General features: G+C 41.3%; 15 protein-coding genes. 4 read left to right on the top strand and 11 right to left on the bottom strand.

The genetic code is table 11. From position 1 onward, the window contains the following. The first annotated feature begins 82 nt into the window (after nt 1–82). Complete coding sequence (locus F7888_RS10275) at nt 83–1,522, top strand: aminotransferase-like domain-containing protein (protein ID WP_191779114.1); 1,440 nt, start codon at nt 83–85, stop codon at nt 1,520–1,522. Nucleotides 1,523–1,589: 67 nt separating this feature from the next. Here F7888_RS10275 and F7888_RS10270 read toward each other — a convergent pair whose 3' ends face one another. The 5 genes from F7888_RS10270 to nikC form a co-directional block, all read right to left on the bottom strand. Further along, complete coding sequence (locus tag F7888_RS10270; protein WP_191779112.1) at nt 1,590–2,687, bottom strand: metallophosphoesterase; 1,098 nt, start codon at nt 2,685–2,687, stop codon at nt 1,590–1,592. Nucleotides 2,688–2,945: 258 nt separating this feature from the next. Then, entirely contained in the window at nt 2,946–3,956 is a 1,011-nt protein-coding gene (locus F7888_RS10265) for an ABC transporter ATP-binding protein (protein WP_225228726.1), read from the bottom strand. Continuing rightward, entirely contained in the window at nt 3,953–4,972 is a 1,020-nt protein-coding gene (locus tag F7888_RS10260; RefSeq protein ID WP_191779110.1) for an ABC transporter ATP-binding protein, read from the bottom strand. The genes F7888_RS10265 and F7888_RS10260 overlap by 4 nt, the downstream gene beginning before the upstream one ends. 15 nt (nt 4,973–4,987) lie before the next feature. Further along, complete coding sequence (locus F7888_RS10255) at nt 4,988–5,911, bottom strand: ABC transporter permease (protein WP_191779108.1); 924 nt, start codon at nt 5,909–5,911, stop codon at nt 4,988–4,990. A 17-nt stretch (nt 5,912–5,928) separates the two neighbouring features. Then, nucleotides 5,929–6,837 carry a nickel transporter permease gene (gene nikC, locus F7888_RS10250; protein WP_191779106.1) on the bottom strand — a complete coding sequence of 303 codons (909 nt, stop codon included), beginning with the start codon at nt 6,835–6,837 and terminating at the stop codon, nt 5,929–5,931. A gap of 380 nt (nt 6,838–7,217) precedes the next feature. Here nikC and F7888_RS10245 point away from each other — a divergent pair, with 380 nt between their 5' ends. Next, complete coding sequence (locus tag F7888_RS10245; protein WP_191779104.1) at nt 7,218–8,801, top strand: glutathione ABC transporter substrate-binding protein; 1,584 nt, start codon at nt 7,218–7,220, stop codon at nt 8,799–8,801. A 1,293-nt stretch (nt 8,802–10,094) separates the two neighbouring features. On the opposite strand, the gene F7888_RS10240 is transcribed toward F7888_RS10245, so the two are convergent. Continuing rightward, on the bottom strand, nt 10,095–10,586 hold the full coding sequence (locus tag F7888_RS10240; protein WP_191779102.1) for an LURP-one-related/scramblase family protein: 492 nt from the start codon (nt 10,584–10,586) through the stop codon (nt 10,095–10,097). Nucleotides 10,587–10,776: 190 nt separating this feature from the next. Between F7888_RS10240 and F7888_RS10235 the strand changes: the two genes are divergently transcribed. Continuing rightward, nucleotides 10,777–11,784: a DUF3231 family protein gene (locus F7888_RS10235; protein WP_191779100.1), complete on the top strand. Its 1,008-nt coding sequence runs from the start codon at nt 10,777–10,779 to the stop codon at nt 11,782–11,784. A 48-nt stretch (nt 11,785–11,832) separates the two neighbouring features. Here F7888_RS10235 and F7888_RS10230 read toward each other — a convergent pair whose 3' ends face one another. From F7888_RS10230 to F7888_RS10220, 3 genes are all read right to left on the bottom strand, one after another. Then, the gene (locus F7888_RS10230; RefSeq protein ID WP_191779099.1) at nt 11,833–12,612 is read right to left on the bottom strand and encodes a nitroreductase family protein; all 780 of its coding nucleotides are present in this window, start codon (nt 12,610–12,612) and stop codon (nt 11,833–11,835) included. Between the two features lie 117 nt (nt 12,613–12,729). Continuing rightward, entirely contained in the window at nt 12,730–12,984 is a 255-nt protein-coding gene (locus F7888_RS10225; protein ID WP_191779098.1) for an AbrB/MazE/SpoVT family DNA-binding domain-containing protein, read from the bottom strand. A gap of 276 nt (nt 12,985–13,260) precedes the next feature. Then, nucleotides 13,261–14,271, bottom strand: a complete 1,011-nt coding sequence (locus F7888_RS10220; protein ID WP_191779097.1) for a DUF3231 family protein — start codon at nt 14,269–14,271, stop codon at nt 13,261–13,263. Between the two features lie 551 nt (nt 14,272–14,822). On the opposite strand from F7888_RS10220, the gene F7888_RS22925 reads away from it, so the two are divergent. Next, nucleotides 14,823–17,951 (top strand): S8 family serine peptidase, encoded by a 3,129-nt coding sequence (locus F7888_RS22925; protein ID WP_191779096.1) that lies wholly within the window; start codon nt 14,823–14,825, stop codon nt 17,949–17,951. 102 nt (nt 17,952–18,053) lie between these two features. Here F7888_RS22925 and F7888_RS10210 read toward each other — a convergent pair whose 3' ends face one another. Both F7888_RS10210 and F7888_RS10205 read right to left on the bottom strand, forming a co-directional pair. Beyond that, on the bottom strand, nt 18,054–18,512 hold the full coding sequence (locus tag F7888_RS10210; protein ID WP_191779095.1) for a hypothetical protein: 459 nt from the start codon (nt 18,510–18,512) through the stop codon (nt 18,054–18,056). 2 nt (nt 18,513–18,514) lie between these two features. Beyond that, nucleotides 18,515–19,129 (bottom strand): hypothetical protein, encoded by a 615-nt coding sequence (locus tag F7888_RS10205; protein ID WP_318246261.1) that lies wholly within the window; start codon nt 19,127–19,129, stop codon nt 18,515–18,517. Between the last annotated feature and the right edge of the window lie 165 nt (nt 19,130–19,294).

Below are 19,294 nucleotides of genomic sequence, written 5' to 3'. Positions count from 1 at the left end.
CACGTCTGCAACCAATTGGATGGAAGTGGACCCAACCAATTTGCTAGTATAGTAGTAAATAGCTAAAAGCGGGGATTGTCCAATGAATGAAATCGAGTGGAAACCAACAAAGGATGCTAACATCGCGTTACATCAACAAATCTATGATTTTCTAAAAAGCAAGATCATGGCTGGTGAATGGACGGTAGGAACGAGAATCCCAACTCAACGTAGCTTGGCTCAGCAGTTTGAGGTCAATCGTAGTACGATTGTGTTTGCGCTAGACGGGTTGATTGCTGATGGATTAGTAGAAACAAAGGTTGGTAGCGGGACACGAGTGATCAATAATACATGGAGCTTACTGACTTCCACGCCGCCTCCTGATTGGAAAAGCTATGTTTCATCAGGTATTCATAAGCCGAATATTAGTATGATTCAAGAGATTAATCGTGCTGAAGCAAATCGGAATTTTATCAGATTAGGAACAGGGGAGCTGTCGCCAGACTTATTGCCGAACGCTCAAATGAAAGAGATTTTACAAGTAGATGATAAAAATGACTTGTCACTAGGGTACACTGAACCAAAAGGGCTTGTCTCCTTACGTAGAACGGTTAGCCATTATTTAAGGAGCAAAGGAATTGTTGCGTCGCCAGACTCGATTTTAATCGTATCAGGAGGTCTTCAAGCTCTTCAGCTCATCTCGATTGGGTTGTTAAAACGAGGGTCAACCATCCTTCATGAATCACCTTCATACTTAAATTCGGTCCATGTCTTCCAATCAGCCGGAATGAATCTAGTCGGTGTGCCAATGGATCAGGAAGGGATTAAGCATAATGAGATTGAGCGGGTAAAACGACAACACCAAGCAGCCCTGCTCTATACAATCCCTAGCTTCCACAATCCAACAGGAGTGTTAATGAATGAGCAACGGCGCTCTGAAGTAATGACGGTTTGCGAGCGTGCATCATTACCGATCATTGAGGATGATGTCTATGGTGATTTATGGTTTGAAGGTCCGCCACCGAAACCACTCAAAGAGCAAGATACGCAAGGGAATGTGTTGTACATTGGGAGCGTCTCGAAAACTCTCAGTCCTGGATTGCGTGTAGGCTGGATCGTCGGACCAGAGCCAGTCATCGATCGCTTAGCAGATATTAAAATGCAAACAGACTATGGCTCCAGCTCCTTATCCCAGTATGTCGTTGAAAAATGGTTGTCAAGTGGATTGTACAATGATTTCTTGGAGAGGGTAAAAGTAGAGTTAAAGCATAGAAGGGATTTTATGATTCAACTTTTACATCAGTACTTTTCGGAGATTGCAAGCTGGAGTGTTCCAAAAGGTGGGTTTTATATTTGGTTGAAGTTTGACGTAGAGGTTTCGACTAGCAAACTATTTGATCTTGCACTGAAGGAGCAGATCCTGCTGAATCCAGGAATGATCTATGACAAAAACGATTTTGAGCATATTCGATTGTCATATTCTTATGCCTCGTTAGAACAAATAGAAGTTGGCTTGATTCGGTTGGCTGGGTTGATTAGGTGAAGTGGGGACGGTTCTTATTTTGCCTCTTTTTGAGAGAGGCAAATTGAGAACCGTCCCCATGTAGCATTCAGAATTGTATATGGATACTAACGATTTCAGAGCGTGTTCCGATTCGAATAGGGGGACCCCAGAAGCCGAAACCGGATGTAACGAACGTGTGTAGCTGTTCTTTTTGTAAATAGCCCCAATCATTTTTGTAGATCGATTTTGTGATTAGGTTGCCAGGGAAGACCTGCCCACGATGGGTATGGCCTGAGACCATTAGGTCAATGCCTTCTTGCTGTGCAATGTCAAGATCATATGGCTGATGATCGATGAGGAAGGCAGGTTTTGTCAGGTCCACATCCTTCATTAGAACGTCTAAAGGTAGTCTGTCGCGTTCGGTACGATCTTTGCGTCCAATGAGTGTGAATTGACCTTGGACTTCGATTGTTTCATCATACAGGACGGTGATGCCGCTATTTTCGAGTGCGTCAATTAGCTGTTGCATGGTCCCGTCATGCTTGTCATGATTCCCTAGTGAGGCATAGACTCCGTATGGTGCGTGGAGATTGGATAATATTTGATCAATCTTCTGATCAAGGAAAGGTTGTACATCATCGTCGAAGAGATCTCCGGGTATTAGGATGAGATCAGGGTTCAGTGCGTTGATTTCTTTTACCATACGCTCCGCGTGATCCTTACCTGATAGTAGACCAAAATGTGTATCTGCCGCCATCGCAATATGGAGGTTGTCCAATGTTGAGGAGCCTTTTTCCATCTCGATTTCATAGCTTTGAACGACCGGGCTGTATGCGTTAAATGTGCCGTATGCTAGGAAAGATATGAACAGTGCTAAAGTGATAATCCCAGCCCATTTGTGTGTTCTTTGTCTCGATAGTTTGGTGAGACGCAAGAGGGTAACTGTTAGATGAGCAAGGGGCACTAATAGTAACAGCAAGTAAAAGCATGCCATCCAGTAAGAGCCAATGATATTTAAAATGGTGAGGCCAGACATGCGGCCCCAAATAAAGGAGCTAGCTGCTAGTGCGATCACGAGGCTGTATAAGATCTTGAACCGTCGACTTGATGATTCCGGTCGAAGCCAGCGATACCCGCGCCAGCCAATATAGTAGACAAGTCCGCCATAAATGAGCAGGGATATGAGTAGAATTAGAATGAACATAATGATTTATCAAACTCCTTTTTAGTGTAGAGTGGGGCTGATGATAAGTGCCCGGATGTGTGGGGACGGTTCCTCCATTTGCATGTCGATTTAGTGTGAAGAAAAGGGAAGCGTGAGAACCGTCCCGGTACTGCCAGAAAGGAAGTATGAGAACCGTCCCAACACTGCCACTTTTCCAGTGAAACAAGAAAAATCGACTGGTGACAGGCACCACAAAGTACAAAAAAAGAAGCACGAGAACCCCCGTGCTTCCCGCCCTTATTTCGCTGCTGATAGTTCAGACAGGTTGATTTTTCCTTCTTCGACTAAATGACAAGCGGCTTGTTGTCCTTCGTCGACACGGTGTAGCTTTGGTTCTTCCGTACGACAGCGGTCGTAGGCGAACGGACAGCGTGTATGGAAGCGACAGCCAGAAGGAGGATTGATAGGAGAAGGGACGTCTCCTTTTAAGATAATTCTCTCTTTCTTTTCTTCGATATTTGTACTAGGAATCGCTGAAAGTAGAGCATGTGTGTAAGGATGCTGTGGACTTTCAAATAATGATTTTTTGTCAGAGATTTCAACGATTTTTCCTAGATACATAACAATGATACGATCAGAGATATGACGAACAACTCCAAGATCATGTGAGATGAATAAATAAGTTAACTGGAACTTTCGTTGCAGGTCTTTTAATAGATTTAATACCTGTGCTTGGATCGAAACGTCAAGCGCTGATACGGCTTCATCACAGATAATCAACTTCGGATTCACGGATAGGGCTCTTGCAATTCCGACACGTTGACGTTGACCACCACTGAATTCATGTGGGTGGCGATCGATTTGGTGTGCACCGATACCAACTGTTTGAAGCAATTCTTCAATCACTTTTCGACGGTCTTTTCTAGGAACGACGTTTTGAATTTCGAGCGCTTCGTCTAAGATTTGAAAGACGGTTTGTCTAGGATTGAGTGAAGCGTACGGATCTTGGAAAATGATCTGAAGATCGCTACGTTTTTTTCTCATTTCCTTTTTATTTAAGCTTAATAAGTCTTCTCCGTCAAACATGACTTCACCAGAATACGGATTGTCTAGGCGTAGGATGGCTCTTCCTGTAGTTGATTTCCCACATCCAGATTCCCCAACGATACTAACCGTTTCACCTTCTTTAATCGAAAAGCTGATGTCATCAACTGCTTTTACATGATTCACAGTACGTCCTAGGATACCACCTTTGATGGGGAAGTATTGCTTGAGATTTTTAACTTCTAACAAGGTTTTTGTGCTCATCGCTGGGATACCTCCTCTTGTTTTTCCCATTTATCACTGTATATCCAACAACGAACCTGTTCGCCATCCTTTGTGTCTATTAGCTCAGGCAATTCCGCGCGACATAGGTCTCTTGCATGCGGACATCTTGGAGCGAAACGACAGCCCTGTGGCAAATTGAATGGACTTGGAACGGAACCAGGAATCACGGATAGGTCACCTTCATAATCCTGGTCATGCTTTGGTACAGAGTTTAATAATCCAACTGTATAAGGGTGCTTAGGATCAGTGAATAGCGTTTTCTTATCCGCATATTCAACGACCTTCCCACAGTACATAACGGCAACATAATCACACATTTCAGCAACAACACCTAGGTCATGAGTGATCATCATCAGGGAAGTTCCTAACTCTTCCTGTAGCTTCTTAATTAAATCAAGAATTTGTGCTTGAATCGTAACGTCTAGGGCTGTTGTTGGCTCATCGGCAATTAACAACTCTGGATTACAAGCAAGCGCAATGGCGATCATCACACGCTGGCGCATCCCACCTGATAATTCAAACGGGTATTGCTTCGCACGCTTTTCAGGGGATGGAATACCAACAAGCGTAAGCATTTCAACCGCCTTTTTCCATGCCTCTTTACGGTTTAATTTCTGATGAATCCGTACCGATTCCGCAATTTGCTCCCCACAAGTTAGGGTAGGGTTCAATGAAGTCATTGGCTCCTGGAAGATCATTGAAATATTATTTCCACGAATCCCCATCATTTGTTTTTTCGTTTTGTCGAGAAGATTTTCGCCTTTGAAACGAATTTCTCCGCCCACGATTTTACCAGATGTTTCCTCTAGTAATCTAAGAATCGATAGGGACGTGATACTTTTCCCTGAACCAGATTCCCCAACCACTCCGAGGGTCTTTCCTTTTTCGATGGTAAAATCCACACCATCTACGGCTTTTACCTCGCCTTCATCTGTGAAAAAGGAGGTACGTAGATTGATTACTTCTAAGATATTATCGTTTTTTGCATTAGTCATTCTATTTCACCCTCCTTAGTTCATGTCAATTCGTTTGTTAATGAGGCGGTACGTAATATCAACAAGGAAGTTAACAAGTACAAATAGGACCGCACAAACGAGAATCGTTCCTTGCACCATTGGGAAATCATGTGCACGGATGGAGTCGATAATCAAACGGCCAAGACCGTTGATAGCAAATACGGTTTCCGTAATAACCGCTCCACCTAGTAAACCACCAAACTGTAAACCTACAACTGTAACAACAGGGACTAACGCATTACGTAGGGCATGCTTATAAATAACAAGACGGTCACTTACACCTTTTGCGTAAGCCGTTCGGATATAATCCTGGTTAATAACCTCTAACATACTTGAACGTGTCATACGAGCAATGATTGCTGCTCCACCCGTTCCTAATGTGATTGCTGGTAGAATCATATGCTCCCACGTTCCCCAACCTGCAACAGGAAGGACACCGAGGTTCACTGAGAAGAGATAAATCAACATAATACCGAGCCAGAAGTTTGGCATCGATAGTCCAAATAATGCAACAAGCATAATTCCGACATCAGTCAGAGAGTATTTTCTTGTAGCGGAAATAATTCCTGCAATTAAGCCAAGTAATACAGCAGCAGCTGTTCCAATCAAGGCTAATTGAACTGTAATCGCAAAGCGGGAATCGAAAATCTCTTCTGTTACTGGACGAGATGTTCGGATGGATGTCCCTAAATCACCTTTTACAGCATCTCCAAGGAATCGGAAATATTGAATATGAAGTGGGTCATTAAGACCTAAATTTTCACGCATTTGTTCGACTTGCTCTGGATTTGCATTTTCTCCGGCCATAATTTTGGCTGCATCACCAGGAATAAGGTGCATCATCAAGAATACTGCTAATGTAACCCCGATCATGACGGGGATTGTTTGAATAAGTCTTCGAAGGATGAATACAAACATTTAGTTCACCTTCCCCTTTATGATTTTTTTGTCTTTGGATCTAGCGCGTCACGCAGACCGTCACCAAATAGATTGAAGCCAATTACTACTACTAAGATAACTAACCCTGGAAACAGAGTAATATGTGGTGCCTGACGAATATACGATCTTCCCTGGCTCAGCATCGTTCCCCATTCAGGATCTGGTGGCTGTGTTCCCATTCCAAGGAATGAAAGTGCTGCAGCAGTAATAATGGCAGAAGCGATATAAAGGGTTGATTGAACTATGATTGGTGAAACGATGTTCGGAAGGATATGGCGGAAAATAATTCTACCATCTGTTGCTCCCATTGCTCGAATCGCATCAATATACTCTAGTTTTTTCACACTTAATGTCGACCCTCGTACAATTCTCGCAAATGTCGGAACCGCAAAGAAGGCAATCGCGATAATCACGTTTGTCGTACTAGCTCCTAATACACTAACAATTGCTAGAGCTAATAGAATTCCTGGGAAAGCTAGTAAAACATCACAAATTCTCATTAATAGAGAATCGACCCAGCGGCCATAATAGCCAGCAACAATTCCTAGAACAATTCCAACAATTGCTCCTAGAATCGTTGAAACAATCCCTACAGTTAAGGAAATCCTAGATCCATAGAGGAGACGGCTTAAGATATCTCGTCCTTTGTCATCTGTTCCAAACCAATGTTCAGCAGATGGTGGCTGTAATTTGTTTGCGATATTCATTGTAGTTGGACTGTGTGGTGCGATAAGTGGAGCGAAAATAGCTAGTGAAATAAATACTGTAACGATCAAAGCACCTGCAATAGCCGCCTTATTCTTAGCTAACTTCCTTAAGAATTGCTTAGAGGAAGTGAGTCTCTCATTTGGCTCATTGATAGGAACAGTACCTGTTGAAGTAGGCTGTAGCTGTGGTTGGCTCATTCCTTATTCCCCATCCTTTCTATTCTTTTGATTATTAATTTTTGATTACAGTTGTTTTACACAGTAGTTCTATAATACCGATTACTCAAAAATATTACAATAGTATGATTATTATATTTTTATAGATTATAATGTTAGTTCGAGTATTTTAGAATCTTCGGAATCCGTAATAAATCACCAATCTTTGCTACTTTTGTGAAAAAATCTGACAAAGATTACTATTCTACTAAAATGCTTACTTTATTGGTTTATCGTTTAAAAGGACTAAAGAATGAAAATTTTTATTCAAAATATATTGTTTGTTTGTAATTTTTAGATTATTATAGACGAGACCATGTAAGCAAGCATGGGTACAAAAAATAAAAACTGGGGGTTTATGCATGAAGACAAAAAAGAATGCATTTCTAGCACTGTTGCTAGCATTTATGATGGTACTAGCAGCATGTAGTGGAAATAACGACACAACGGAAGAAGAGACACCAGGCACTGACGCTGAAGAAACACCAGAAGTTCAAGAAGGTGGAGAGTTAGTATTCGTTACTCCTTCTGATGCACCGACATTAGATCCACACGGAATGAACGATACAGCAACAACAAATGCAACAACTCAAATTTTCGATCGTTTAACTGAATATGCTGCAGACGGTTCAGTTGTAGGTTCTCTAGCAGAATCGTTCGAAGCAATTGATGATACAACTTGGGAATTCAAATTACAACAAGGTGTTAAATTCCACGATGGAACAGATTTCACAGCAGAAGCTGTAAAAATCAACCTTGAGCGTTTAATTGATCCAGATTTCGCTTCACCTCGTGCAGTTGTACTAAACATGATTTCTGAAATCACTGTTGTAGACGACCACACTGTACAAATTAGTACAGCTGAGCCATTTGCTCCACTACCATCTCACTTAGCTCATAATGCAGGTTCAATTATTGCTCCTTCAGCGATTGAAGAAGAAAATAATGGTGGTAAAAAGGTAGATGAAAATCCAGTAGGTACAGGTCCATTCAAATTTGAATCTTGGAACCGTGGCGCTGAAATCAAGTTCGTGAAAAACGAAGATTACTGGGGTGAGCCAGCGAAAGTTGACTCAATCGTAATGAAAGTTATTCCTGAGCAAGCTACACGTGTAGCAATGCTTGAAACAGGTGAAGCACACGTCATGTTAGTTGGTTCTTCTGACGTAACAATGGTAGAAGCAATTGACGGTGTTGAGCTTGATCGCGTAAAAGGTACTCGTATGGACTATGTAAGTTTCAACATCAACAAAGAGCCATTTAACAACGTAAAAGTACGTCAAGCGATCGCAATGGCAATCAATAAAGACGATATCGTTAATGGAATTCTTGATGGTCAAGGGGTACCAGCTGTAGGTCCACTTGCTCCAACAGTTGTAGGTAACTCTCAAGATCTTAAGCCACTTGAATTCAATGTAGAAGCAGCAAAAGCATTATTAGCTGAAGCTGGTTTTCCAGATGGATTTGAGACAACTCTTTATGTAAACGAAGGAAGTAAAGAACGTGCTGACATCGGTGAATTAGTTCAAGCACAATTAGCTGAAATTGGAATCACTGTTTCAATCGAAATTATCGAGTGGGGCGCTTTCTTAGAAAAGACTGGTGCTGGAGAGCATGAAATGTTCGTACTTGGTTGGACGACTGTAACAGGTGATGCTGACTACGGTCTATACGCACTATTCCATTCTTCAATGCATGGAACTCCAGGTAACCGTGCATTCTACACGAATGAAAAAGTTGACGAGTTATTAGACAAAGGTCGTACTTCAACTGACCAAAACGAGCGTAACGCTGCATACGCAGAAGTATCACAAATCCTAATCGATGAAGCTCCAATGGTGTACCTACAACATCCTGACTTCGTTCACGGTATGAACGGAATCGACGGACTGTTTGTAAACTTCAGTGGAACTCCATTCTTCCATAACGTATCATTAACAAAATAATAAAAGAAGGGCCAGGGGAGAAATCTCCTGGCTTTTTTGTTTGGGGCAGAGCGGGGGGGCAAGTTGTGCAAGTTGGGGACGGTTCTCAGTTTGCCGAAAATGGATCAGAAGAGATGGTCGGTGAACTTCGTTGGATTATGTTGTTGTTTCGTCGGAATAGGGCTGAGTTTCGTTGAATAGAGCTCAATTTTCGTTGGAATAATGGATATGCTTCAGCCAGGAAGTCCACTTCCGTTGAATCTTGCTGATCTTTCGTCGGAATATGGTTGATTTTCGTTGAATAGAGCTCAATTTTAGTTGGAATAATGGATATGCTTCAGCCAGGAAGAGCCCTTCCGTTGAATCATATTGATCTTTCGTCGGAAAAGGGTAGAGTTTCGTTGAATAGAGCTCAATTTTAGTTGGAATAATGGATATGCTTCAGCCAGGGAGAGCCCTTCCGTTGATTCATATTGATCTTTCGTCGGAATATGGCTGAATTTCGTTGAATAGAGCTCAATTTTCGTTGGAATAATGGATATGCTTCAGCGAGGAAGAGCCCTTCCGTTGAATCTTGCTGATCTTTCGTCGGAATAGGGCTAAGTTTCGTTGAATAGTGTTCAATTATCGTTGGAATAATGGATATGCTACAGCCAGGAAGAGCCCTTCCGTTGAATCATATTGATTTTTCGTCGGAAAGTGGCTGAGTTTCGTTGAAAGTGGTCAATTTTCGTTGGAATAATGGATATGCTTCAGCCAGGGAGAGCCCTTCCGTTGAATCATACTGATCTTTCGTCGGAATATGGCTGAGTTTCGTTGAATAGAGCTCAATTTTCGTTGGAATAATGGGTATGCATCAGCCAGGAAGTCCACTTCCGTTGAATCATACTGATCTTTCGTCGGAAAAGGGTAGAGTTTCGTTGAATAGAGCTCAATTTTCGTTGGAATAATGGATATGCTTCAGCCAGGGAGAGCCCTTCCGTTGAATCATATTGATCTTTGGTCGGAAAAGGGTAGAGTTTCGTTGAATAGAGCTCAATTTTCGTTGGAATAATGGGAATGCTACAGCCAGGAAGAGCCCTTCCGTTGAATCATACTGATCTTTCGTCGGAAAAGGGTAGAGTTTCGTTGAATAGAGCTCAATTTTCGTTGGAATAATGGATATGTTACAGCCAGGAAGAGCCCTTCCGTTGAATCTTGCTGATCTTTCGTCGGAATATCACTCAGTTTCGTCGAATTCCTTACAATCTCCGTTGAATAAATAAGATAAGGCCGAGGGAACATTGTCCCTCGACCTCATTCACACGCAGAATTTTAAGTAGCCGCCGAAGATGATGCGTCATCAGCTTTCACACAATCGATGGCGACAACGATTGCAATGATGATTTTCTCCATTTCTTCATTCAGGATTTCAACCTTGTAGCTATCGCCCCAGGTGAACCATTCTTTGTTAACTTTGCCGACGACTTTTCCGTTCTGCAATACTTCGAAGTTCATATCCCACCAGTTACCGTGAACCTCGATATTGGCAGCTTCAATCGAATAACGTGCTTTTAAGAAGGAGAGCTCCTTCTTAATTGTTAACTCTTCTTGACCATCTACCTCAACGTAAAACTTTGGTAAGAAGCTGAACACTTTTTTCGTAATGATTGCTACTTGTTCTCTTGACGAATTCATGATGGAGAACGTCTTTGGGAATTGCATGAAACTGCCCTCGACGAAATACACATCCTCCTCCTGTTGATTCTTTACTGTGAATTTTCCAGCTAGACTGAATACCTTTTGCTTGATGTACAGCTGCTTCATCGTATAGCCCTCCTTTTGGCGTTTTGGTGCTAACTCTCTTTGGTTCTAATATACCATGTATGAGATGGATTTTCCTTTTCTTGGATAAAGTCTTTCTGTTTTTGGAAGTATATTAAATAGGATTGAATTTTTCATGAAGAATTGCATTAGTATTTAGCTTTCGTTGTTTTAGTTAGGAGGATTTATTTGTATGGAAAATCATCATGACCATATTTCATTAACATCCGCTGAATTGGCTAATATGTGGACGACGTATCTTGCGGATACAATGGCTATTTGTGTGTTCAAGCATTTTCTTGAGCATATAGAGGATGATGAGGTAAAAAAGTTGGTCACGTTCGCAATGGAGTTATCTGAAAAACATGTTCATTTTTTGCGTGAGATTTACACGAGCGAAAACGTTCAAATTCCACAGGGTTTTACAGAAGAGGATGTGAATTTAGAGGCCGGCCGTTTATTTTCGGATACATTTTATGTGAATTATATCAAACAAATGGCTAAGGGTGGCTTAGTTACATACGGTAGAGTGGTGCAGAACATGTATCGTCAAGATCTTCTGGTCTTTTTTAATTCCTGTTTATCTGAGGCGGTAGAGCTGAATAAGCGGGCCACTCAGCTCATGTTAGAACTCGGTATTGCCTTGCGTCCGCCGAATATCCCTTATCCCAATCAATTGGAGTTTGTTCAGAAGCATTCCTTTGTGTTAGAGGGGCTTGGACGAAGGCAGGAGCTAACTGGTTCAGAGGTTACTAACCTGTTTTCAAACGTTCAGTCGAATCATTTGGGCTCAGCTTTAGCGAGAGCGTTTAGCCAAGTGGCACAGTCGGAAAAAACCCGTCATTTTTTTATAAAAGGAAAAGAAATTGCGTTGAAGCATATTAAAGTATTTGGTACTTATCTGGATTTAGCATCCTTACCTGTTCCAATGACGTATGACAATGAGGTGACAAAATCTCAAGTTGCGCCGTTTTCTGATAAGCTGATGATGTTTCATTTCAGTTTGATGATTTATACCGGTGTTGGGAACTATGGTATATCCATTTCTGAGAGTCAGAGAAGTGACATGGTCGCTGATTATTTGCGTTTGATTGGTGAAGTTCTGAAGTATTCTGAGGAAGGTGCAAACATTATGATTGCGAATCAATGGTTGGAGCAACCGCCTTTATCGGCAGATCGCAAGGAGCTAGCGAAGGATTAGTGTGAGGGAGAGCCAGGGGGTAATTTAGTCCCCGCGGCTCCCCGTGACTCATTTATTTTCCATGAAGTTTTGTTTTTCTAGGTAGTTCAGGACGGTTTGTGAAAAATCAACATGGGATTCCTTCGTGTACTTGGCGATGGTGTAGACTTGGGCTAGATTCTTCAACCCTAATTCCTCAACCATTTCCTTGAGTCTAGGAATGTCCATGTAGCGCTGCCAGCCCTTTTCGTTACGTTCTTTGTAGATGTCTAGAATGTCTTGGTCGGAATAATCATGGTACTGGTCATAGTGAACGATTCCATGTCTCGGCAGACGGTCGCGTGGGGCAGGGTTTTCGGCAGGGTATCCTAGTGAATATCCCACAACTGGCACGACATTTGGTGGTAGGTTTAATAGCTCACCAATTTGATCACAGTTTGCTAGAGTTGACCCCATATAACAAATGCCAAGACCCTCATTTTCCGCTGCCAGCGCACAGTTTTGCGAGGCTAAGGTCGCATCAATAGCACCAATCATGAAGCTCATGAAATTATCAAAATGCACAGGTGCATCATTGAGCTCAAGCCATTTTCTCATTCGATTAAAATCAGCGCAAAACGTTAATAGCACTGGTGCATCAACAACCATCGACTGCTCCATATGTGCGCTATATAATTTCTCTCTAAGCTCTTTGTCTCTCGTCACAACGATCGAATACGTCTGCATATTTCCACTTGAAGAAGCGCGAATTCCCGCATCCAATATCTTCTCTAGTAACTCCTGACTTACTTCTTTGTCCTCATACTCTCTGATTGATCGGTGTCCGTGTATAACATCATTTAGGTCCATATGTATCACTCCTTATATAGGAATTATACAACAAATACGAATTTTCTGAAAGAAATGAAGGGACGGTTCTCGTGCTTCCTTTTTCTTGAGAAAAGGCAAACTGAGAACCGTCCCCATTTAGATTTTTATTCCTTTTATTTCATTAAAACAGTCAATGCAAATATCTTTTCCTCGGAATTTGAATGTATCCGCTATACTTTCACATACGACACAGGAGTCTGAAGGTATATATTTCTTTAAGAGAACGGTATCATTTTCGACAAAAATTTCAATTGGATCTTTAATATTGATATTAAGCGTTCTGCGTAGCTCAATAGGAAGTACGATTCTACCAAGTTCATCAACTTTTCTAACGACACCTATAGACTTCATTACTAAACAGCTCCTTTTCCAATTTAACTCTATCAATCTAGATTTTTGCTCGAATAATTAATTCCTATTTATTATAAATTTAGCACTATATGGTAGCGTTGTCGAGTGAGGAGATTGGAGAAAAAAGGAGCAGAAAAACTTGCGTACAGCTTCTTTGGTCTAGGGACTGAAGTGGCTCAGGGAGCCTCCCACAGATCGAGATGAATTACTAGAATTCATTAAGTGAGCTCATGTAGCTACAATTAGTTAGAGCCAGGGGAGAGACCACCTGGCTTCTTAGGCTTTTCCGAGATTCTTTCTGTCTGCAGCTAATGGTGGTTTTTCTAACCATCCGTATTTTATTAACAGCTGTGCCCCGTCTTCTGCATACAAACCGACATCAGCCATGAATTTCGTGTACTCTAAAGCGATATCTCTTCTTTGAGAAACGGATAACCCTGCACCGTAGTATCCTATTGCTGCTGAAACTAATGTGACAATATGAAATAACATTAGTTTGTCTGAATAAGGGGATACGGTGGTGTTGGTTACTTCAGACACCCATGAGTTTGGGGAAGATAAATCTTCTTTTGTTAACAATTTGCTAAACGTATCAAAATGGTCCTTGCATATGCTTTTCCCTCTATAGAAGTACTTTTGGATGTCTTTTGTTTGACATACTTGTCCAAATCCCAATTCTAATACAATTTTGACGATATCTTTTTTCATATTAATATTCATGCCGCTAATTTCCATCGCGTTTAGAGGTCGTTTTTTTCCATACCAGCCTGCTAAATAATGTTGTTGGTCAACAAAATCGACTTGTGTCGGTGTATCGATCCTAGCTGGCTTGCTATATAGCCCTTTGTTGAGCATGACATTTAGGATTCGTTTATGTAGTTCCATGGTTTCGATGTTGCATTGAATGAAGTAATCTAGTTGATCTTCTCTGGAAGAGGTTGAGACAGCGCCTGCGTATCCTGATAACCCAAGCAAAGTCATCGCATGCATGTAATCAATCATAAATGCATCCGTAAATAACGGAGGCGCGTTTAGATTCACATCTTCTTCTAGTGAGAATCCCTTAGGAATTGGGAATTGTTCTTGAGTGAAGAATTCAGTAATTTTTACGATATGGGATTTTGCGAGACTCAGGGCAAATTCAAGTACCGCTTTGATATCTTCATCCTTTGCCTTTTCAATTGCATGAGTAAGGACACAAATTGATAATGAATCATTGATGTATTGAGTCCATAGATTTGCGATTTCTGCTGAAGTTAGATTGACGTGATGAGTCATTTTATCCATGATTGTGCCTCCTGTTTATTCGCCGCTAAAATAGCGTTCCCAATTATGGAAAAAATATGTGGGGAGAGAGAATTGGGGACGGTTCTGATGTGACCCCAAAAAGTCAGATTTTACTCTAACTTTTGGGGGCAGTACATTTGGCAAAGTGAGAACCGTCCCCAAATTGACCCAAATTGACCCAAATTGACCCAAATTGACCCAAATTGACCCAAATTGACCCAAATTGACCCAATTTGCCCAAAAAATATTTCGGGAAATTGTGAGGGGTTTCTAGGGATTTTGCACCATGATTTTTGGGTGTTAGGTCATGATGAGTTCTTATTCGACAGTTTTATCCTTCGTTAGCTATTTTTCACCTACGTGATGTGAGGAAAGTTTACATTTTATGAGAAAAACAGTTCCTTTATCCTAGGCCTCACAGTACTAGTCTGAAAACTATTAATCTTGTATATTGAAAATATTGAAAATTTACATTAAATTTTCAATTCAATCATTTGTGGGGGAGGTCAATTACTAGTTTTGCATTTTAATTGTAAATTAGGAGGATGTCGATGTTAAAAAGAATTTCTGCAATTTTACTAGTTTTATTAATCGCATTTAGTGGTAGTGGCTTAGCCGTTTCTGGTGGAATTACTCCACAGAAGGTAGATCTTGTAAAGCCAGAGAGCAAGGACGCTAGTCTAAAAGCTCAAGAGTTAGAGGCTATTGATCCGAACAAAGAGGTTCGTGTCATTGTTGAGTTAGCTGGGGATACACCAGTAGAAACTGCAACGAAAAAGGGGAAGAAGTATGACAAGCTTTCAAAGGGAGAGCGTAAGCAATTAGAGAAGGCTGCAAAGAATAAGCAAAAAGCAGCGAAGGATAAAATCAAAGGCAAGAAAGTCGATGCTGAATATTTACAAGATTTCAATGCCATTGTAAACGGCTTTAGTGCAAAGGTAAAATACGGCGAGATTGAAAAAATCAAAGAAGTCGCTGAAGTAAAGGAAGTATACATAGCAACTGAATATGAACTTCCAACTGAAACACCAGACATGAAGTATAGTAAAGAATTAGTACAAGCTCAAAATGCTTGGAGAGATTTTGGATACGATGGTGAAGGGATGACCGTTGGGATCATCGATTCAGGTCTAGATCCAAGTCATAAGGATTTTCTTTTAACAGATGGTTCAAATGCGGAGTTGTCGAAGGCGGATGTAGAAAGTGCGATCGCTGAATTTGAATTACCTGGTAAATTTTACAATGAGAAGGTTCCTTATGGTTGGAACTACATGGATAACAATGATGTCATTCTCGATAGCAATGTCGACACTAACATGCACGGGATGCACGTAGGTGGAACAGTTGCTGCAAATGGTGATGAAGAAAACGGCGGAATTAAGGGCGTTGCTCCGGAAGCACAATTATTAGCTTTACGTGTATTCGGTAACAATGTGGCAACAACGTATGGTGATATTTACATTAAAGCAATTGATGATGCACTTAAATTAGGGGCAGATGTCCTAAATATGAGTTTAGGTTCTCCAGCTGGATTTGTGGATGAGACGTCTCCAGAACAACAAGCGGTAAAACGCGCGGTTGATAACGGAGTGATAGTATCGATTTCTGCAGGGAACTCAGCATACTTTGGAAATGGCTATTTCTATCCGTATGCATCTAATCCTGATTATGGGGTAGTAGGTTCACCAAGTGTGTCTTATAGCTCGATTTCGGTTGCTTCTTATGAGAACTCGTTCATGGATGTTGATTCAGTTGGCGTGTCAATTGATGGTGGCGACGCAGAGCAAGTGATGTACCTATCTGCAGGGCAAAATGGTCCTGCAATTGGAGAAAGTTATGAGCTAGTTTACGCTGGTTTAGGAAACCCGGCTGATTTTGCTGGTAAGGACTTGGCTGGAAAATACGCGTTAGTTCAGCGTGGTGAAATTGGATTCGTTGATAAAGCAGTTAATGCTCAAGCAGCGGGTGCAGCGGGTGTAATCATTTATAACAATGCAGGTGGAACAGTGAGCATGGCAACAGAAGCTAGAATCACCATTCCACAATTATTCATGCTACAAGCTGATGGAGATCGTTTTGCAGCTGCATTAAAAGAAGGTAAATCTGTTTCAGTTACATTCAGTGGTGAAAAAATGAATATTCCAAACAGTGCATCAGGTCTTATGAGTGACTTTACTTCATGGGGAATCACTCCAAACCTTGATTTCAAACCTGAAATCACAGCACCAGGTGGACAAATCTACTCAACTGTTGATGGTGATCAGTATTCAGTGAAGAGTGGTACTTCAATGGCAGCTCCACATGTTTCAGGTGGTTCGGCATTAGTTTTACAACGTGTGGATGAAGAGTTCGCGCTTGACGGTGCAGCAAGAGCAGAGCTTGCTAAAAAGTTCTTATTAAATACGTCTGCTCCAATTGACTTCGACGGAGCACCAGTTTCTCCACGTCGTCAAGGTGCAGGATTAATGCAACTTCATAACGCATTATCAACACCTGTTGTGGTTACTGACTCGGTGACTGGTGAGGCAAAGGTAGCGTTAAAAGAAATTACTAAGAATCAAGTGACATTTGAATTAACAGCGGAAAACGTAACTGACGAAGCTGTCTCTTATGAGGTAAGTGCAAGTGCTCAAACAGATACACCTGCTAACGGTGGGGGTGTGCTAGTGACACCATCTAACTTAGTCGGTGCGCTAGATTTAGGAGCGGTTGCGACAGTTAATGGTTCAGCGGTTAGCACGATTGAAGTACCAGCAAATGGTGCGGCAACATTTGAAGTAACTCTTGATGTTAGCGATTGGGATGCTGATTTAAAAGAGGTATTTACAAATGGATACTGGTTAGAAGGATTTGTTAAATTAACTGATCCAACTGACACAAATCCAGATCTTGTGGTTCCTTATGTTGGATTTAAAGGTGAGTGGGATGCTGCACCTGTTGTTGATACACCAATTTGGGATCCAATGTCTTACTACGGATATACTGGTCTCTTAACTCATGTTGGTGGAGGTAGCTATAACTACTTAGGTACTGACCAAGCAACTGGTGATATCAACCCTGAATTCATTGCGATTTCTCCAGATGGTGATGGAGCAAATGATAGTGCAACGTACATTCTATCACTTATGCGTAATGCGAAAGAGTTGAAGTTTGAAGTAGTGGATGCGAAGGGTAAGGTTGTAAAAGAAATTACAACAGCAGGTTACCAACGTAAAAACTATTATGATGGTGGAAGAGGAGCGCAGTACTACCTAAATTCAGGCTGGACGTGGGATGGTACACTGCAAAATGGTAAAGTTGCTCCAGACGGTCAATACTACTTCCAAGTAGCGGCAACGCTTGACTTCGAAGATGCAGAGACTCAATACGTGAAATTACCGGTGAAGCTTGACATGACAACACCGAAGTTGAAGACAACATTAGCAAAAGACGAGCAAACTGTCACTGTTGATGTGTCCGATAAGACAAGTGGCGTTGCTTACTGGTATGTTGAGGTCGACGGTGAAGTTGACGGAGCTCCTTACGTGAAGGGCGAAACCTCACATGTTCTTGCGAAGCCTGCTACAAAGGATCAAACGGTAACGGTGGTTGCTGTAGATCACGCGGGTAACGTGACGACCAATGATGTGAAGATCGGTAGTAAAGGGAATAATGGAGTTACAGGGAATAAGAAGAAATAAGTGACTGATTTGAGCCAGGGGTGTTTGACCCTGGCTCTTTTGGAAGTAAGGGGACGGTTCTCAGTTTGCCATTTTCGAATGATGGCAAACTGAGAACCGTCCCTACTTAACCTTCGCTACGCCGAGTGCATAGTGGGTAAAGAGGATGTTTTCAACGAGTTCTCCTTGTGATTCTTCGCAATCGACAATAAGGATAATTTCTGAATGAAAGCCTTTCTTTAGTCTTTGCTTCTTTTTGTTGACCTTTTCAGTGAATAGTCGAATCACGAACCCTAATAGAAATCCGCCTGCGGCACCGATAAGCCCCCAGTAAATAGGTCCCCACTTAAGCTCAAATCCGATACTCGCAAAAATGACGGCAAAGGCTGTGGAGAGGGCTGCGCCAATATCTATTAAAGAAGTACCATCTGAACGATGCATGGTATCGAAGATCTGATGGTCCTCGGTCCGGTTGTCGAGCGGGAGGACAAAGATCTTTTCTTTTTGAATCCCTTTTTTCTCTAACGTAACAATCGCCATCTCGATAAAATTGGTATGCTCAAATGTTGAAAATAGCTGCATGATTAATTCACCTTTTTTCCTTTTAATACTTTAAACGTAGAAGATTGATATTGTTCTTTAAAAAAACGACGTTGTTCCTTATCGTATAATTTATTGTTTTCGACGGTGTTTATATAAGAATCATAAACTGAAAAACCATACAAAGATGGGAAAAATAAGAGCCATTGAGGCACCAACACATCGGTCGCCTGCTGAATTTCTCCGATAAATAATAGTGAAATAGCTTCAAGACCACGAGAATTGTAAAAAAAGATAACGGTCCAGGTGATGGTAAAAAAGGCACTTACAATTCTATGCATATATAGCTGACCTAATCCTGGAACAAAAAGCGACCAAATGACCGCCATGATGGGGCTTCGTTTATCTAAATAATTGATTTCAAGTGAACCGATACTAAAGCTATTAAATTGATGATCCTCTCGTTCTGCTAGAACATACACCTTATTCATATCGACGGTGGTACGATAACTGTCCCAAATCCCAAAAATATAAACTGGTATATAAATTAATAACCATCTCGTGTCTAAAACGTCCGTTGCTTTCTGAATCTCCCCTTGAAATGAGTAAATCATCGCCAAATTAAGGTTGGATTGAATGTTAACAATCACTTCCCACATGAATAACACAAATCCCCTGAGATACTTTGATAAAAGGAGATGACCAAATCCAGGATAGAAATGCTAATTTAAATATGTACAATATCACTTGAATAAAGATGTACAAAGTTGATCAGTCATTTCATACTATTCTAGAGGTGAATGGAATGTATATGACTGTAAATG

The sequence above is a fragment of the Litchfieldia stipae genome (assembly GCF_014837155.1).
In the GTDB taxonomy this organism is placed as follows: Bacteria; Bacillota; Bacilli; order Bacillales; family Bacillaceae_L; genus Litchfieldia.
Note: the sequence above shows the minus strand (reverse complement) of the source record. Positions and strands in the feature narration are given on the sequence as shown.